The organism is Abditibacteriota bacterium, assembly GCA_017552965.1.
Lineage (GTDB): Bacteria > Armatimonadota > UBA5829 > UBA5829 > UBA5829 > RGIG7931.
The window spans coordinates 53,675-70,396 of sequence record JAFZNQ010000076.1; the positions used below are offsets into that span (position 1 = coordinate 53,675).

The window sequence follows — 16,722 nt, forward strand, 5'->3', positions numbered from 1 at the left end:
GTTACAATACTATTCTCCCAATACCCATCAATACAGCCGCCATGCTGCACAGGAAGGTGATGATACAGGCTCTCGCGGTGATCTTCTGCTCGGGGATCCCCTTCATTTCAAAATGATGATGGACGGGCGCCTTGAGAAAGAGCCTCTGTCCCTCTCCCCGGGTGATCCGGGTATATTTGAACCAGGCCCACTGAATGACCGTGGAAAAGCCGTCCAGCACAAACACCAGCGCTGCGGCAAAAACAACGAGCTCATAATGAGTGACGATGCCCCAGCCTATAAGGGCAGAGCCCAGAAAGAGAGACCCTGTGTCTCCCATGAACACTCTGGCCGGATTGGAATTGAGATACAAAAAGGCCAAAGAGGCTCCGCAGATGCACAGGAGCCAGGGCGACACGAGACAGAGCCCCAAGACCAGGCAGATGACAGCTGTCATGCCCCCTGCCAGACCGTCCAGACCGTCGGTGATATTGACAAAATTCACAAAGGCGGTGGCCACCAGGCTCATGCCGGCTGTATAGACGTATTTCAGCCACAGGCTGCTGTCAAAGATGCCGGGGGCTCCGTTTGCCCGCACCGATGAGTACACGAAACACACCCCCACGGCCAGCTGCAGCAGGGCCTTGGGTGTGCTTTTGATGCCCCGTATCCCCCGTTTTGGGAACACCGTGAGCCAGTCGTCAACGGCTCCGATAAGGGCATTGGCCAAAGCGTAACAGAGCAGAGGACAAATGTGCTCCCAGGCGTTATATGAGCTCCCGAAATACCGGTACTCATGCAACAACAGATACAATGCCACCGATACGAATACGATCATCAGGCCGCCCATGGTGGGAGTCCCCGCCTTGCCGGTATGAAAGTCCGGCGCGTCCGGAGATATCCTCTGTCCCAGCTTCAGATCAAAAAGAAGCCTCATTACCGCAGGCATGACGGCAAGTCCCAGCGCACAGGCGGCAAAGACGATGACAAAGCCGCCGAGGGAGAAATTCCGAAAAGGAAGGGAGTTAAAAGTTTCTTTCCACTCGGGAACAAAGAGCAGAAAATCTCTTAAAGAACCTATTATATAGTCCGGCATAACCTGTACCTCTACATATTGATCAGCAGCAGACTGATGCGCTCCATCTTCATGGACCGGGACCCTTTTACCAGCACGCAGTCGCCGGAGCGGAAATCTCCGTCGCGGATGGACTCGGACATGGCTGCGGAGGACTCAAAGCGGCTGATACGGGCCGGGTCCATACCGGCGGCAGCCGCCCCTTCCGCCACGTGTCCGGACAATTCTCCCACGCAGCAGAGCCGGTCTATCTGCAGTCTGGCCACAGTCCTGCCCAGCTCATAGTGCAGCTCCTCGGCATAATCCCCCAGCTCCAGCATATCGCCCAGTATGGCGGTCCTGGTGCGTCCCGGCAGCCGGGCAAGGGTCCTGACGGCCCCGTCCATGGAGGCGGGATTGGCATTGTAGGTGTCGTCTATGACCGTGAGCCCGGAGGGAGAGGTGATCACGTTGAAGCGCTTGTCTATGTTCCTGTATTCCGCCAGCTTCCCGCGGATATAGTCCTCGGACACTCCGCAGTAGAGGGCGCAGCCCACGGCGGCCAGAGCGTTGATCATATAGTGCTCCGCCAGAGTGGGTATAAAGAGCTCCGTCAGGACTCCGAAGGGAGTCACCGCAGAAAACCGGATGCCCTCGCCGGACAGGCGGGGGTCAACGGGATATATATCCGCATCCGAATTGGCTCCAAAGGTAAAAAAACGACCCTTGCAGGCGTTTCTCAGTCTCTTGTGGTATCTGCCGTCCCAGTTCACAAAGGCGGCTCCGGAGGGAGCCAGCGCTTCCAGCAGCTCCGCCTTGGCGGAGGCTATGTTGTCCTGAGTCTTCAGCAGCTCTATGTGGGACAGGCCTATATTGGTGATGATGCCTATATCCGGCCGGGCTATCCTGCACAGATAGGCGATCTGCCCGGGGCCTCTCATGCCCATCTCCGTCACCAGAGTCCGGGTGTCTTCTCCGGCCTGGAGCACGGTCAGGGGAAGCCCTATCTCATTGTTGAAATTGGCGTGGGTCTTGACACAGGGCCCCAGCTCCTCCAGCAGCGAAGCGGTCATCTCCTTGGTGGAGGTCTTGCCCACCGAGCCCGTGATACCTATGGTCAGAGCGGGACACCGGCTGCGGTGAAAGGCGGCAAAGTCCCCCAGGGCCTTCAGTGTGTCCGGCACCCGTATCACGGGAAAAGCCAGACCCTCCACAGGTCTGGACACCACCGCCGCGGCGCAGTCCTTCAGGCCCTGCAGGTAGTTGTGTCCGTCGTGGGTGTCGCCTATAAGGGCAAAAAACACCTCGCCCGGTCTGATGGCGCGGGTGTCGGTGGATATTCCTTCTATGACGGCGTCTCCGTCTCTGTCCGGCTTGCCGCCCAGGGCGGCAGCCACCTCATTCAGGGTGTATCTCATATGGCCTTCAGCGCATCCTCCGCCACCTTCAGGTCGTTGAAGTCCAGCCTGACGCCTTTTATTTCCTGATAGCCCTCGTGGCCCTTGCCGGCGATGACCACCAGATCGTCCTTTTTGGCCTCCCGGATGATCTCCCGGATAGCCTTTCTCCTGTCCGGCTCCACGGTCCAGCGGGCAGAGTATTCCCCGGGTATGCCGGAGATGATCTCCCGGATGATGTCCATGGGCTCCTCATATCTGGGGTTGTCGGAGGAGATCACGGCCCTGTCGCTGTTGGTGATGGCTATGCGGCCCATGATGGGTCTCTTGCCCCGGTCTCTGTTGCCTCCGCAGCCGAAGAGGGTCAGCAGGCGGCCCTTGGTGAGCTTTCTGGCGGATATGAGCAGCTTTTCCAGCTCGTCCGGGGTATGGGCATAATCCACGATCACCGAAAAGCCTCTGTCGCACTTGACCGCCTGGAACCTGCCGCTGACGGGCTGGCACAGCTCGATGCCCTTCTTGATGTCCGGCAGGCTGATGCCGTCGGCGTAGCATATGGCCGCCGCAGCCAGCACGTTGGAAATGTTGAATTCGCCGCCCATATGAAAATACACGGGCACGCACACGTCCCCTACGCACAGGGTAAACTCCACGTGATCCGCATACACGGAGGCGTCCCTTCCCGTGACGTCCGCCTCGCCGGTCTGGCTGAAGGTCACCACCTGTCCCCTGCATTTGCTGATGATCTCCCGGGAAAAGGTGTCGTCCAGGTTCACCACGCTGACTGCATCGGGGCCGGCGTATTCGGTGAAGAGCTTCAGCTTGGCTTCCTTGTAGGCGTCGGCGGTCTTGTGATAATCCAGATGGTCTCTGGCTATATTCAAAAAGGCGCAGATGTCAAAGTCGCACTTTTCCACCCTGCCCTGATCCAGAGCGTGGGAGGAGCACTCCATGACGCAGGCTCCGGCGCCGCAGTCAGTCATGTTGGCAAATATCTCCTGGAGCTCCCGGGAAAGAGGCGTGGTATGGGAGGATGCCGCCGCCTGATCGCCTATGGCCACCTTGATGGTGCCTATGAGGCCGGTCTTTATGCCGGCGTTGTTCAATATGGAATACACTATGTGGCTGACGGTGGTCTTGCCGCTGGTGCCGGTGATGCCTATGAGCTTCATCTTCCGGGAGGGATAGTCAAAAAACCGGGCGGAGGCCTGAGCCATGGATATGAGGGCGTTGGACGACCTGATGTAGCCTATCCCCGCCGGCAGGTCCAGAGTCTCGGGAGCCTTTTCGCAGAGCACGGCGGCGGCGCCGCCCTTTATGGCGTCGGGGATATATCTGGCCCCGTCCGTGTTGGAGCCGTTTATAGCCACAAAGAGACACCCGGGCCGGACCTTGCGGGAATCATAGCATATATCGGTGATGTCCGCTTCGGTAAAGATCACCTGCCCGGCATTGTCTATGCCATTTACTAAATCTCTGAATTTCATCATACTCTCCCGGTAATGCGCTTATCCAGCAGAAAACTTTATCTTCATATATCTCAGGCTGTCTTCCATGATCTGCTTCCAGGCCGGCGCAGCCACCGTGGCTCCGTGGGTGCTGCCGTGGGGCTTCACCACCCATACGGCCACCACCAGCTTCGGGTCATAGGCGGGGGCATAGCCCACAAAGGAAGCCATCCTGTCCGCGGTATAGACTATCTTGCCGGCGCTGTTTTCGGCCGTCATCTGGGCGCTGCCTGTCTTGCCGGCGCACTCCACGCCCTTGATCCTGGCATTTTTGCCTGTACCGTTCTCGACGCAGCCTATCAGGAGCTCCGTGACGATGCGGGAGGTCTCTTTGGAGATCACTCTCACCCCCGGATCGGGACTGTCGATCTCCCGGACCACTCCGCCGGCGTCCGTGTAGGTCTTCACAGGGGCGTGATCGCCGTCTTCTATGGCCTTGATCAGCTTCGGCCTGTAATACACTCCCCCGTTGGCTATGGCGCAGTAGCCTGCCGCCACGTTCAGGATGGTGGTGCTGGCGTGCTGTCCGAAGCTGACGGACCACAGGTCACGCCTGCCCCATCTGGAAGGCACGGTCCATATGCCCGGAGATTCGTTGCCTATCTCCGTGCTGGCCTTTTTGGTCAGGCCGAACTTGTCAAAATAGTCGTAGAGCACCGGGCCTGTGAGCCTTTCGCCGCAATAGGAAGCCCCCAGGTTGCAGGACTCCTGCAATATGATGCGGGGGGTCACGGCGCCGTGGCCGTGAGCATACTTGCCGGCATGCAGATCGCATTTCAGAGGAGGCTCGTTGCCCAGATATCTGTAGCCGGAGCAGCTGCCCACCACCTCGTCGGGGCCCAGGCCCTCGTTGATGGCTGCGGCCACCGTAAAGGCCTTCATGGTAGAGCCAGGCTCATAGGCGCTGACCGCCGCCAGGTTCTGATTCAGGAGGCTGTTGTAGCTCTTGCGGTTGTTGGGATCCCAGAAGGGATAGTTGGCCATAGCCAGTATCTCGCCATTGTGGGGATCCATCACCACCGCCATAGCCCTTTCGGGCGTAAAGTTCACAGCCACCTTTCTCAGAGCGTATTCGGCAAAAAACTGGATGTCCCTGTCGATGGTCAGGGTGATGTTCCAGCCGTCCTGTTTGGCGTGCATCTTTCTCTCCGAATCGGCCACGGGCTTGCCGTCCCAGAAGACGTTGGCCTCCATATAGCCGTCGGAGCCCCTGAGCTCCTTGTCATAAAACTGCTCGATGCCGCCCCGGAGAGTCTCCATACGCATCTGCTTGGTGGCGTTGGGATCCGAGTTCACGGCATCGTATTCGTAGGTGGTGGAGCCCACCAGTCCGGCACCCAGCTCCTTTTCGGGATACTCCCTCACGGTCCTCAGCTCGGGATTGATGCCTCTGATCTGCAGGCTCCTGACGGCATCGTAGATCTTCATGGAACCGTGCTCCACCACGTAGCAGGTGTTCTTGGGACACTTGTCTATCTTGTCCTTCACCACGCTTTTGGGCTTGTTGACAGCCTTGGCCAGCAGTCCTATGGCTTCGTCGTCCGTATAGACCACGATCTCTTTTTTGTTGATATCCTTATCCACCAGCAGCCTCATCAGCAGGCTCTTCACAAAGCCCAGATGAGCGTCGGAGGTGTCGTATTTGTCCTTGGTCTCGATGCGTCCCGGAGTGATCTCGTCTGCCTCCGCCAGCATTTCCCGCGCCAGCCCGGGAGTGACTTCTCCCTTTTGCCGCAGCTTTTCCGCTATATCCCTGACTATGCGCCGGGCAATGACCCTGTCGTCCCTCAGCTCGGGGTCGGAAAACCTTTTTTTCAGCTCGTCGGCGACTCTGCCGGCCGCCTCGTCGCTCCGGAGTATGAGAGCGGGATCGCTGTCCGCCACATAGGCCGCGATGGCCTGAGCGTTGCCGCCGGAGAGCAGCTGCTTCTTGGCGTCTCTCACCCTGATGTCCTTGATCACTTTGCGGGTCAGGATGTCGTCCAGCAGTATCTTCTCGGCCTTTTTGTTGAAGCCTATCCAGGCCGCGTCCTCATTCTTGACCAGAGGATAGCCGTTGCGGTCGTAGATGATGCCTCTCTGAGCCTTGTATTCAAAGGTCTTGGATTTTCTGGCCTCTTCCTGTCTGTAATGTCCCGCGTCGAATATGCTGACGCTGACCAGCCGGTAGATTATAAGCAATACGAACAGGCAAAGGATCGCCCCTGCCTGCTTGCACCGCGTCAGATTAGTCTTTGACATTGGGGGCTTGCCCGGCGCCGGCCGAGCCGGACCCCAGCGGCTGATCCTTGTCTATGCGGATCTCGTAGGGGTTGGTGTTGGTCATGCCCAGAGAGGCCGCAAACTGCATCACAGTCTTGCGCGAATTGGCCTCGTTGAGGTCCGCATTCAGGGCGGCTATATTTTTCTCGCAGAGCCTGATGCTGCGCTGAGTGGCGTCCACCTCTCTGTGCACGCTTTGGGTAATGCTTCTCAGCATGCTGTACACCACGCCTGTGACCACCACTCCGATGCCCACTATGAGGACGAGCTTGAGGAGCAGCCCTTTCACGTCCAGAGGCAGCCGGATGTGGCGGCGGGATCCGCTGGCCTCACCGTCTCCGTCGGAGCTTTTTTTGCTCGGGGTCAGCTCGGGAGTCACCGAAGAAGACCCGGAGTGGGAGCCGGTCTTGCGGGCAGTGGGATGAGCCGCGGCGCTGTAGCTGCTTTTGCGCAGCCACTGATTGTTGAGCGCAGCGGGGACTCTGTGACTCTTGAGAGCGCCGGTCCCGTCCGTGTCGTAATAATCGGCGCTTCTGTATTCTTTCTCCGCCTCACCCTGTCTGTACTGGTTATTCATGATAGCTCCTCGCTCTCTCGTTTTCTGTTTTGATCGCGCTTCTCAGCTTTGCGCTTCTGGACCGGGGGTTTGCCCGGATCTCTTCTTCCGACGGTATGATGGGTTTTTTGGTGAGCACCTTCAGTATATGCCGCGGCCTGCAGATGCACACCGGTATGTCCGGAGCGCAGATGCATCCCCCGGAGTCGTGGCGGAACAGGGTCTTGACTATCCTGTCCTCCAGACTGTGAAAGGATATCACCGATATGATGCCTCCCGGCGGCAGTATATCCACTGCCTGTTCCAGCGCGGACTCAATGTGCCTGAGCTCGCCGTTGACTGCGATACGCAGAGCCTGGAAGGTCCTGGTGGCGGGATGAATCCTGGAGCCCCTGCGGGCAAAGGACACGGCGCCCTCCACTATATCGGCCAGCTGCTTGGTACTCGTGACGGGAGACTCCTCCCTGGCCCTGACTATGGCCCGGGCTATCACCCTCGACAGCCGCTCTTCGCCGTATTTGTATATGATGTTCGCCAGCTCTTCCTCCGGCAAGTGGTTCACGTACCACTCGCAGGGCCTGTCTCCGGAATCGGGGCCGGACATACGCATGTCCAGATACTCGTCCCTCATGAAGCTGAAGCCCCGGGGAGCATCCAGCTGATGGCCCGACACCCCCAGATCAAAGAGGATCTTGCAGGGGACCGCGCCCAGGCCCTCCAGGACGCTTTTCAGCTCGCTGAAGTTGGCTCTCACCAGCCGCTTGTTGCTCCAGGCCGCCAGAGATCTGCCGCATTCGTCTATGGCTTCGGGATCCCTGTCAAGGCCTATGAGGAGCCCCTCGGGGATCCGCTTCAGGATCTCCCGGGAATGACCGCCCCCTCCCAGAGTAGCGTCAAGGACAGTGTCGTCGGGCTGCAGATCCAGCCCGTCCACCGCCTCTTTCAGGAGAACGCTCTCATGGTAAGCGCTCATTATTGCGATCGGACATAGCCCGGAAGAGCTGGTCGGCAGCCTCCGTGATGGCCTCCGGTGTCTCGTGCCTGGCTTCAAACTTGTCCAGCTCGGCAGGCGACCATATTTCCACGTAATTCCCGGCGCCTATCAGGATGGCAGACTTGTCTATCTTTGCATAGCGCCGCTGCTCAGGCGTCAGGGAGATGCGGTAGTTGTCCTTGTCCGCCTCCGGAGTCAGGGAGGTCATACCGGAAAACAGCTGCCGCCGAAGGGTCCTGACGGTGGGGTCAAACATACCCTGTAGGGATCCGCGGGACATCTCCTCCAGATCCTTCTGTATATTCTCGGACATGGTGGCGGTCACCATCCACAGACAGCCAATGCCCTTAAACACCACGCAGCTGTGCCCCAGCTCGTTTTTCAGGCTGGCCGGCAGACAGAATCTGCCGTTTTTGTCCACGCTGATATTGTACGTCCCGATAAGCTGTCCCACTGTTTTTGACTCCGATTTCCGTTTTTGCAGGCCGATTTCCACCTGCTTACACCATAATTCAGTGCAAAATGCCGTGTTTTGCCCTGAAACACGGGGCAAAACACCACTTTTCACCACACTACACTTATATTTTATCCTATCCGTAAAGGGCCTGTCAATAAAATTTCCCGATTTTTTCGTTGGAATATCGTATTATTTTTTTGTAATTTTGTGCCGTCTCGGCGGGGTCTCTCCCCCATGGGTCTCCGGGGCTGCGCCGGGGAGTTCAAAACAAGAGGATTTTGGTGTATAATATAGATGTATAATACTTTAGAATAATGACCGGGGGTATATCATATGTCCACATTGCTGACAGCATTGAACGAAAAGAAGATCCTGACCGGCGACGGAGCCATGGGGACCATGCTCAGCGCCGCGGGCCTGACGGGCAAGTGTCCCGAGCTGTGGTGTCTGGAGGCTCCGGACAAGGTCAGGGCCATAGCGGAGGCCTACATAGAGGCGGGCAGCTATCTGGTGACCACCAACACCTTCGGGGGCACCGACATCAAGCTGAAGGAGTGCGACCCCGCTCTGGCCGAGAGGGCCGACGAGATCAACAGAGCGGCAGTGGTCCTGGCCAAAGAGGCGGCCGGGGACCGGGCTCTGGTGGGAGGCGACATGGGCTCCACCGGCCATCTGGCCAAAGAAGAATACGGCGACATACCCGTGGACGACCTGTACGCATCCTTTTCCCGGCAGGCCCGGGTCCTGAAGGAAGCGGGGGCGGACTACATCATCATAGAGACCATGACCTCCGTCATGGAAGCCGAGGCTGCCATAAGGGCTGCCAAGGAAACGGGGCTGACCGTGATCTGCACCTTTGCCTTTGACCTCAACAAGAGGGGCCAGTTCCGCACCTTTATGGGAGTAGGCCCGGAGATGGCGGCCCAGGCCTCCGTGGACGCGGGAGCGGACATAGTGGGCGCCAACTGCGGCAAGGACACCACCATAGAGCACATGGCAGAGATCACGGGGCTCATCAGACAGGTCACGGACAAGCCTGTGATCATCAACTCCAACGCGGGAGCGCCCATACTGGACAACGGGCAGATCACCTACAACGAGACTCCCGAAAAGATGGCCTCCTTCGTCCCGGCCCTCATCGAGGCCGGCGCCTCCATCATAGGCGGCTGCTGCGGCACTACCCCGGCCCACATCAAGGCCATAGCCGAAGCCATTCGCAAATATCAGGCCTGACCCAAAAAAAGAGCGCCGGAGAGATGTTTCTCTCCGGCGTTTGTCGTCATTAGAGCCTTTCAAAGCAGGCGCCGTGGCCGCCGTAAGAGCCCGTGATGAGAGCAGTTTGTTGTCAGCTGTCTCCCTCTACATATCGCAGAGCAGCTCAAAGCCGCATACGTTGATCTCCTCTCCCCGGCTCCTGGAGCATTTGGTCCCCGCCGGCTCCAGAGTCAGGATATGCTCCCCGACGCTGTCGGAGTCAAAGTCCCGGAACAGGGCTATGTCGTTGGACTCGTTGAAGAAATCTATCTCTCCCTTTACCTCTCCGTCCAGAAGGACTCTGGCTATGCCTCCGACATGCCTGCCGTGATAGCGGACCCTTACGCCCCTGCCTTTGAACCGGTAGGTGCAGCGGGCCTCCCTGTCCTCCGAGGCGGCAAAGGATTCCAGCCTTCTCCACGCTCCCTCAAAGTCGGCCAGCCGATAGGTGGCAAGGCTTATATCCGCCTCGGGGTCCATATACAGGAAGTATTCCTCGTTTTCCTTATACATATAGAAGGGCTTCATGACTATGTCATGGTTGTCCCGGCGCCGCCAGGTGAGCTCTTCGCAGGGCATGGGCTCAAAGTCCTCGGCTATCTTGTCCGGCTCCACAAAGAGGGCCGGGTTCACGTCGGCGCCGCCCCGGAAGGCCATGGCCATAGGTCCGTAGGTCACGGCCCAGGGCAGGCTCTCGTCATCAAAGAGATAGTTGACCCTGAACTCCATGGGCAGGTCGATCTCCACCTCGTCGCCCTTTTGCCAGCTGCGGCTGAGGACGCCCCAGCCCAGCTCCTTTTTGTAGGAGACCTTTTGGCCGTTGACCCGGACCACGGGCTCCGACGCCGCCCACCCGGGTATGCGGAACTTCAGAGCGAACTCGCAGTCTGCATCCACGGTCACTTTCGCCTTGGGCTCTGTGGGGAAGGCGCTCTTTTTCTGGCTTACGGACACCCTTTGGCCCTTCACCGTCAGCTCTGCCTCCGAAGCAAAATACTGGGCCACGTATACGCTGTCCTCGTCGGTGAAATACAGGAGATCCTTGTATTCGCACACAGCCTGAGGTCTGGTGCCTGTGCAGCAGGGCCAAGGCGAGGCGTGGTAGTGCCGCTTGTGGGCGCCGCAGGTCTTGTATTCCGAATGATAGAACACCCGTCCCTCTCCCGTGTTGGGCAGGGAGGCGCCGATGCAGTTCAGTATCAGCCGCTCCACCCAGTCGGAATACCGGGCCTCGCCGGTGAAGCAGGTAAGGTATTTGGAGAGCTTGAAGCCCGCCCAGCTGCCGCACTGGGTCTCAAAATGGTGGCTGGCATGCTTCAGCTGGTCCGCCACCACGCTGCGGGGAGCCATATTTTCTCCGGAGCCGTAGCCGCCGGTGACGTAGCACTGCTCGTTCTGCAGGAACTCGTAGGCGGCCTTCAGTATATCCACGTATATTTCGCTGCCGGTCACTATATAGGCCATGCCTGCGCCGCTGAAGGTGTTCACGTGGCTGTAGGCGTGATGCCAGGGAGACTTTTTGTACATATTCTCATAGTCCCGGTTCAGTATCTCGTTCCAGTACTCGGAGTATTCCCACTTGGAGGCGTACATTTTATACCTTTCGTCTCCGGACACCATATAGGCCTTGTACAGATTCTCGGACTGGGTGTACCACTCCCCTGTATCCTGCCCCACGGTGTCGCAGTATTTTCTGGTCTCGGGCACGTGCTTTTCTTCCCAGTCGGTGATACGGGCGAGATAGTCCATGGCCCGCTCCTCGCCGCACAGGTTGGCTATATCCACCAGCCCGCACACCAGCTTGTCGTAGTAGTAGCAGGAGAGGAAGGGCTTCCGGGTATCGAAGAAGAAGCCGTCCTCCTCGATGGTCTTGCCCCACTCGTCCATGAGATACACTGCCTTTTCTCTGTATTTTTCCTCGCCGGTGGCCTTGTAAAATCTGGCGTAGGCGGACAGGTACTGCCCGAAGGGGGAATGGCTCACGTAGACCCCTCCCATGGGCTTGCCGGGGGCGGGCAGGCCCCTGCACAGCCGGTAGGGCTTCAGCAGGTCGTCGTTGGGTATGCTGTAATAAAAGCGGAGCACGCTGTCCAGCTGGCGCCCCAGCTCGCCGTAAAGCGTGGTGTTCTCAAGCCCCGCGGGCCTGAGCCTGGCATTCTCAAAAAAGTCTGTCATGTTACTTGTTGAATCCTTCTATCCTTTCTAAGTTAAAATAGCTCTGCGGAGACTCGGGGTTTCTCCTGTCGGTGGTCACTATGCGCACCCGGTGCATCCCCTTGGAGCCGGCGTCAAAAACGCTTGTCGCCCTCTCTCCCCGGGCGTCCTTCTTGTAGAGGTCTATCTCTCCCTTCTTCTCACCGTCTATATACACGTCCATGATGCCGCAGTCGTTGAACAGATAATAGCTCACCCTCACGGTGTCCCCCCATAAGGTACGCTCCGCCGTGGGACCGGCAAAGTACACGGTCATCCAGTTGTCCCTCTTTATCCAGCCGCCCTTGTACACGGCGCCCAGATAGGATATGGTGGGGTCTGTGATATACATGTAATATATCTCCCCTTCCCTGACGTCGTAAAAGGGCTTGAAGATGAGCTCGGGATAATTTTTGTGGCGCCAGGTCATGCCCTCGCCCCGGACCAGCTGCTTGCCCGGGGAGGCGGCGTCCAGCTTCCTGAAGGGGTTTTGGTCCACGCCGTCGGCCATGCACACGAGAGCCACGGGGCCGTACATGAGCACCCAGGGATTGTCCTCCCTGTCCAGCAGATGACAGGCCCAAAGAGACATGGGGAATGCTATCTCCACCCGGTCTCCGGGGTCCCACCTGCGCAGGAGGAGGCCCCAGCCCCTGACCTTGGAATAGACCGTATCCCGGCCGTTGATCCTGACCATGGGGCTGTCGTTCCAGGAAGGGATGCGGAACTTCAGGGAAAAGACGGCGCTCTTCTCGGGCGTGACGACCAGAGTGGTCTTCTCTTCGTTGGGAAAGTCGGTGAGCTGCTCCAGATGCACCTTGCCCGTCGTCAGCTCAAAGGCGGCCTCAGAAGCAAAATACTGACTGACGCAGATGGATCTGTCGTCGTAATAATAGAGCTGGTCGCAGTAATCGGGTATGGCTTCCGCCCGGGTCCCGGAGCAGCAGGGCCAGCCCACCTGGGGCTTGTTGATCTTTTCCGCTCCCTCGGCGGCGTAGTCGGAGTAATAAAAGGTGACGCCGTTTTCCTTCATGGGCAGGGAAGCGCCTATGCCGTTCACCAGCAGCTTTTCCGTCCAGTCGCCGTAGCGTCCTTCTCCGGTGAGACCCGTCAGATACTTGACTATCTTGAAGCCCGCCCAGCTGCCGCACTGGGTCTCAAAGGTATTGTGCAGGGTCTTGGAAGCCTTGATGAGCTCCTCCTCCGGCATAAGGGATTCGCTGGCGCCGAAGCCCCCGGTGGCATAGCACTGGGTGTCCGTTACGAAATCATAGGCGGCCTTCAGGGTGTCCAGATACCAGCCGTTGCCCGTGGCGGCGTAGGCCGTCCCCAGGGAGGCGAAGGTGTTCACGTGGCTGTAGCCGTGGTGCCACCCGGGCCGCTTGAACATTTCCTCTGTGTCCCCGTCGTGGACCTCGGTCCAGTATTTGATGTATTCCCACACTTTGGCAAAATCCCTGTAGCGCTCATCGCCCGTATAGAGCCAGACCCGGTACAGGTTTTCCGACAAGGTGTACCATTCCCCTGTGTTGATGCCTGTGACGTCGCAGTATTCCCGGGTGCGGGGCAGGTTTTTCTCCGCCCAGTCCGTGATCCTGTCCATATACACCTTGGCTTCCTTTTCGCCGCAGTAGTGGTATATGTCCGCCAGACCGCCCATGAGCTTCTCATACTGATAGGCTCCCAGAAGACCTCCCTTCGAGGGCAGGAAAAAGCCGTCTTCCTCGATGGTCTTGCCCCACTCCCGCATGAGGTAAAGGGCCTTGTCCTTGTACCTCTCGTCCCCGGAAGCGGCGTAGGCTCTGGCGTAGCCCGCCAAAAACTGGCCAAAAGGACCGTGTCCCACGTAAACTCCGCCCATATTCTCCCCGGGAGCGGGCTGCCCCGCCCTCTCCCTGTAGGGCTTCAGAAGGGAGTCGTCGTTGAGGTTCAGGTAGAATCGGCTGTTCTCCGCGAACTGGCGCCCCAGCTCGCCCTTCAGGACCACTCCTTTGTAATCCATGGGCTTCAGGGCGTAGCGGTCAAACTCGCCGCACAGGGCCGCCGCGCACAAAAAGAGCAGGCACAAACACGTAAATACTTTCAGCATATATCCTCCGATCGAGCCGGCCGACAAGGCCCTGCTCAATTGTATATATCGTCTATCCTTTCTATATTGAAAATGCCGTCCTTCGACTCGGGGTTCCGCCGGTCGGTGGTCACCACGCGGACCGTGTGGCTGCCCTTGGCGGGAGCAAAGAACTCAAAGAAGGCCTTTTCGCCCCTGACGGGTCTGTAAAGGTCCATCTCACCGGCCTTTTCTCCGTCTATATACACGTCCATGACGCCGCAGTCGTCGTAGCACATGGCGCTGATACGGACGCCCCTGCCCCAGAACTTCTTTTCCGCAAAGATGCCCACGGTGCCTGTGACCATCACGCCGTTTCGCTTGTCCCAGCCGCCCTTATACACGGCGCCCAGATAGTGCTCGGCGGGATCGGCTATATACATAAAATAGGCTTCTCCGTCTCCCAGAGCGTAAAAGGGCCTGAATTCTATGTCCGGCAGGTCCTTGTGGCGCCAGACCATGCCTTCTCCCCGGACCAGCTGCCGGTCTATGGTCTCCGGGTCCAGCAGCCGGAAGGGGTTCTCCATGGCTCCCTTCTTCATGCACACCAGCACCACGGGGCCGTAGGTCAGCGCCCAGGGGTTGTCCCTTTCGCCGAAGAGATGGCAGGCTCTCAGGGTCATGGGCAGCTGCAATACCACCCGGTCCCCGGGGCGCCATTTCCGGAGCACCCTGCCCCAGCCTCTCTTCTTTTCAAAGGGGGTATCCTTGCCGTTGACCGCCACCGACACTCCCTGTTCCGCCCAGGCGGGGATGCGGAAGCACAATCCGAAGACGGCGGGCTTGTCGGGGTCCACGGTGATCAGAGTCTTTTCTTCCTCGGGGAAACGGGTGGTCTGGTCCAGCCGGACCCGGACGCCTCGCAGCTCCGTCTCCACTCCGGAAGCAAAGAACTGGCTGACGTAAATATTGGCGTCGTCATGATAATACAGCTGATCGTGATAGTCGGGGATGGCCTCCGCCCGGGTCCCCGAGCAGCAGGGCCAGCCCAGATCCGGCTTCAGGATCTTTTCCGCTCCCTCCGCCGCGTAGTCGGAATAATAAAAGGTGACGCCGTAGCCGCTGGTGGGCAGGGAAGCCCCCACTCCGTTGATCAGCAGCTTTTCCGTCCAGTCGCCGTAGCGGCCCTCGCCTGTAAAGCCGGTCAGATACTTGACTATCTTGAAGCCGGCCCAGCTGCCGCACTGGGTCTCAAAGGTGTTGTGATTGGTCTTGGCCGTCATTATCACGCCCTGCCGGGGCAGCAGCACCTCCGCGGCTCCGTAGCCGCCGGTGGCAAAGCACTGTTCGTTCTGCACGAAGTCATAGGCGGTCTTCAGGGTGTTGAGATACTTGTCGCCCCGTCCCGCGGCGTAGGCCGCTCCCAGAGAGGCAAAGGTGTTCACGTGGCTGTAGCCGTGGTGCCACCCGGGATGGGAGTATATGGCGTTCCAGTCGCCGGAGGCCACCTCGTCCCAGTATTCGTTGTATTCCCACACCTGGGCAAAGCGCCTGTATCTGTCGTCTCCCGTATAGAGCCAGGCCCTGTAGAGGTTTTCCGACAGAGTGTACCACTCGCCTGTCATGGCCCCGGTGACGTCGCAGTAGGTCTTGTCCCGGGGTATGTTTTTCTCAGCCCAGTCCGTGATCCGGTCCATATACCCCTTGGCTTCCTTTGCGCCGCAGTAGTGATACACGTCCACCAGGCCGCCCATGAGCTTTTCGTATTGGTAGGCCACCAAAAAGCCGTCCTTCAGGGGGAAGCCGTAGCCCGCGTCGTCTATGGTCTTGCCCCACTCGTTCATGAGATGCAGGGCCTTCTCTCTGTATTTTTCGTCTCCCGTGGCGGCGTAGGCTCTGGCATAGCCGGACAAAAACTGTCCGAAGGGGCCGTGGCCTGCATACACGCCTCCCATGGAGCCCCCGGGAGCGGGCAGTCCTGCCCTCACCCGGAAGGGATACAGCAGATAGTCGTCGGACAGACCGTAGTAAAACGCTTCGTTTTCTTCGAACTGGCGCTGCAGCTCTCCCTTCAGATACACCCCCTTGTAATCCATGGGCTTCAGGACGTATCTGTCCGGCTCGCCCCACAGGGCAGGGCTCCACAGGGAGACGAGGAACAGCAAGAGAAACAACCTTTTCATAATTCACCGTAAAAAGGGCAGCGGGATCCGGTCTGGGGATCCTGCTGCCCGGACATCTCAGTCGCAGAAATTCGCGGCTATAAAGTCATAGCTTTGCTTCAGGGACTCAAAGGGGTCGCCGTCGCAGACGTCCTGCTCGACGATAAACCACTCGGTGCCTCCCTTTTCGGCAGAGGGGATGATGTCGGCCCAGTCCAGATTGCCGTTGCCTATCTCGGCGAATTTGACGGCGTTCTCCTCATTGACCTTATAATCCTTCAGGTGCAGCAGTGGCATCCGGCCCGCCAGCTTTTTCATCCATTTGGAAGGCTCCTGTCCGCCAAACTGGGCCCAGTAGGTGTCCAGCTCCATCTTCAGATATTCGGCGGGAACTGTGTCCAGGAGAGTGTCCAGTATGAGCTTGCCGCCGACCTTTTTGAACTCTATGTGGTGGTTGTGATACGAGAATACAATGCCGTTCTCGCTGAGTATCCGCCCGCATTCCGCCAGGGAGTCAGCCAGCTTTTTCACGTCGTCCGCCGTGTTCAGGGGATAGGGCCCGGGATGGGGAAAGGCCGTGTGGACGCAGGAGAGCTTCTTCAGACGCTCCACCACCTTCATGGGCTCCTCAAAGAGCATCTTGGGGCTCTCGTGGGTGGCTATGCACCGCAGGCCGTGGTCATCCAGCAGCTTCTTGCACACCTTTTCGTCAATGGGGCCCATGCCGCTTATCTGCACGGTCTCGTAGCCCAGGCTCCGCACTTTGGCAAAGCTCTCCGCTACGCCCTTTTCGTCCTTGATGAAGTCGCGCACGGTATACAGCTGCGCGGCGATCTGATATTTTTTCATATATCTCTCC

The 16,722-nt window shown here is 58.6% G+C and carries 12 protein-coding genes; 1 reads left to right on the forward strand and 11 read right to left on the reverse strand.

The window, feature by feature from the left end; translation table 11 throughout:
* Position 1: 1 nt before the first annotated feature.
* From IK083_06860 to IK083_06890, 7 genes are all read right to left on the reverse strand, one after another.
* A complete protein-coding gene (locus IK083_06860) occupies positions 2 to 916 on the reverse strand; it encodes a hypothetical protein (protein MBR4749272.1) in 915 nt (304 codons plus the stop codon).
* 170 nt (positions 917 to 1,086) lie between these two features.
* Positions 1,087 to 2,451 carry a UDP-N-acetylmuramoyl-tripeptide--D-alanyl-D-alanine ligase gene (locus IK083_06865; GenBank protein MBR4749273.1) on the reverse strand — a complete coding sequence of 455 codons (1,365 nt, stop codon included), beginning with the start codon at positions 2,449 to 2,451 and terminating at the stop codon, positions 1,087 to 1,089.
* The gene (locus IK083_06870; GenBank protein ID MBR4749274.1) at positions 2,448 to 3,917 is read right to left on the reverse strand and encodes a UDP-N-acetylmuramoyl-L-alanyl-D-glutamate--2,6-diaminopimelate ligase; all 1,470 of its coding nucleotides are present in this window, start codon (positions 3,915 to 3,917) and stop codon (positions 2,448 to 2,450) included. Before IK083_06870 ends, IK083_06865 begins: the two co-directional genes overlap by 4 nt.
* A gap of 21 nt (positions 3,918 to 3,938) precedes the next feature.
* Positions 3,939 to 6,179, reverse strand: coding sequence for a penicillin-binding protein 2 (locus tag IK083_06875; GenBank protein MBR4749275.1), 2,241 nt, complete (start codon positions 6,177 to 6,179; stop codon positions 3,939 to 3,941).
* Entirely contained in the window at positions 6,166 to 6,777 is a 612-nt protein-coding gene (locus IK083_06880) for a hypothetical protein (protein ID MBR4749276.1), read from the reverse strand. Before IK083_06880 ends, IK083_06875 begins: the two co-directional genes overlap by 14 nt.
* A complete protein-coding gene (gene rsmH, locus IK083_06885) occupies positions 6,770 to 7,729 on the reverse strand; it encodes a 16S rRNA (cytosine(1402)-N(4))-methyltransferase RsmH (protein MBR4749277.1) in 960 nt (319 codons plus the stop codon). The genes IK083_06880 and rsmH overlap by 8 nt, the downstream gene beginning before the upstream one ends.
* Positions 7,713 to 8,204 (reverse strand): hypothetical protein, encoded by a 492-nt coding sequence (locus tag IK083_06890; protein MBR4749278.1) that lies wholly within the window; start codon positions 8,202 to 8,204, stop codon positions 7,713 to 7,715. The genes rsmH and IK083_06890 overlap by 17 nt, the downstream gene beginning before the upstream one ends.
* A gap of 336 nt (positions 8,205 to 8,540) precedes the next feature.
* Here IK083_06890 and IK083_06895 point away from each other — a divergent pair, with 336 nt between their 5' ends.
* Entirely contained in the window at positions 8,541 to 9,440 is a 900-nt protein-coding gene (locus IK083_06895) for a homocysteine S-methyltransferase family protein (protein MBR4749279.1), read from the forward strand.
* A 126-nt stretch (positions 9,441 to 9,566) separates the two neighbouring features.
* Here IK083_06895 and IK083_06900 read toward each other — a convergent pair whose 3' ends face one another.
* The 4 genes from IK083_06900 to IK083_06915 are packed head-to-tail and all read right to left on the reverse strand — an operon-like array spanning position 9,567 to position 16,712.
* Positions 9,567 to 11,636: a glycoside hydrolase family 127 protein gene (locus IK083_06900; protein ID MBR4749280.1), complete on the reverse strand. Its 2,070-nt coding sequence runs from the start codon at positions 11,634 to 11,636 to the stop codon at positions 9,567 to 9,569.
* 1 nt (position 11,637) lies between these two features.
* Positions 11,638 to 13,743, reverse strand: coding sequence for a glycoside hydrolase family 127 protein (locus IK083_06905; GenBank protein MBR4749281.1), 2,106 nt, complete (start codon positions 13,741 to 13,743; stop codon positions 11,638 to 11,640).
* A gap of 35 nt (positions 13,744 to 13,778) precedes the next feature.
* Complete coding sequence (locus IK083_06910) at positions 13,779 to 15,884, reverse strand: glycoside hydrolase family 127 protein (protein MBR4749282.1); 2,106 nt, start codon at positions 15,882 to 15,884, stop codon at positions 13,779 to 13,781.
* 57 nt (positions 15,885 to 15,941) lie between these two features.
* The gene (locus IK083_06915; protein MBR4749283.1) at positions 15,942 to 16,712 is read right to left on the reverse strand and encodes a sugar phosphate isomerase/epimerase; all 771 of its coding nucleotides are present in this window, start codon (positions 16,710 to 16,712) and stop codon (positions 15,942 to 15,944) included.
* Positions 16,713 to 16,722 lie beyond the last annotated feature (10 nt).

Excerpts from the sequence above, each read along its gene's own strand:
- IK083_06860 (MBR4749272.1), bottom strand. The coding sequence starts at position 916 with ATGAGGCTTCTTTTTGATCTGAAGCTGGGACAGAGGATATCTCCGGAC.
- IK083_06865 (MBR4749273.1), bottom strand. The coding sequence starts at position 2,451 with ATGAGATACACCCTGAATGAGGTGGCTGCCGCCCTGGGCGGCAAGCCG.
- IK083_06870 (MBR4749274.1), bottom strand. The coding sequence starts at position 3,917 with ATGAAATTCAGAGATTTAGTAAATGGCATAGACAATGCCGGGCAGGTG.
- IK083_06875 (MBR4749275.1), bottom strand. The coding sequence starts at position 6,179 with ATGTCAAAGACTAATCTGACGCGGTGCAAGCAGGCAGGGGCGATCCTT.
- IK083_06880 (MBR4749276.1), bottom strand. The coding sequence starts at position 6,777 with ATGAATAACCAGTACAGACAGGGTGAGGCGGAGAAAGAATACAGAAGC.
- rsmH (MBR4749277.1), bottom strand. The coding sequence starts at position 7,729 with ATGAGCGCTTACCATGAGAGCGTTCTCCTGAAAGAGGCGGTGGACGGG.
- IK083_06895 (MBR4749279.1), top strand. The coding sequence starts at position 8,541 with ATGTCCACATTGCTGACAGCATTGAACGAAAAGAAGATCCTGACCGGC.
- IK083_06900 (MBR4749280.1), bottom strand. The coding sequence starts at position 11,636 with ATGACAGACTTTTTTGAGAATGCCAGGCTCAGGCCCGCGGGGCTTGAG.
- IK083_06905 (MBR4749281.1), bottom strand. The coding sequence starts at position 13,743 with ATGCTGAAAGTATTTACGTGTTTGTGCCTGCTCTTTTTGTGCGCGGCG.
- IK083_06910 (MBR4749282.1), bottom strand. The coding sequence starts at position 15,884 with ATGAAAAGGTTGTTTCTCTTGCTGTTCCTCGTCTCCCTGTGGAGCCCT.
- IK083_06915 (MBR4749283.1), bottom strand. The coding sequence starts at position 16,712 with ATGAAAAAATATCAGATCGCCGCGCAGCTGTATACCGTGCGCGACTTC.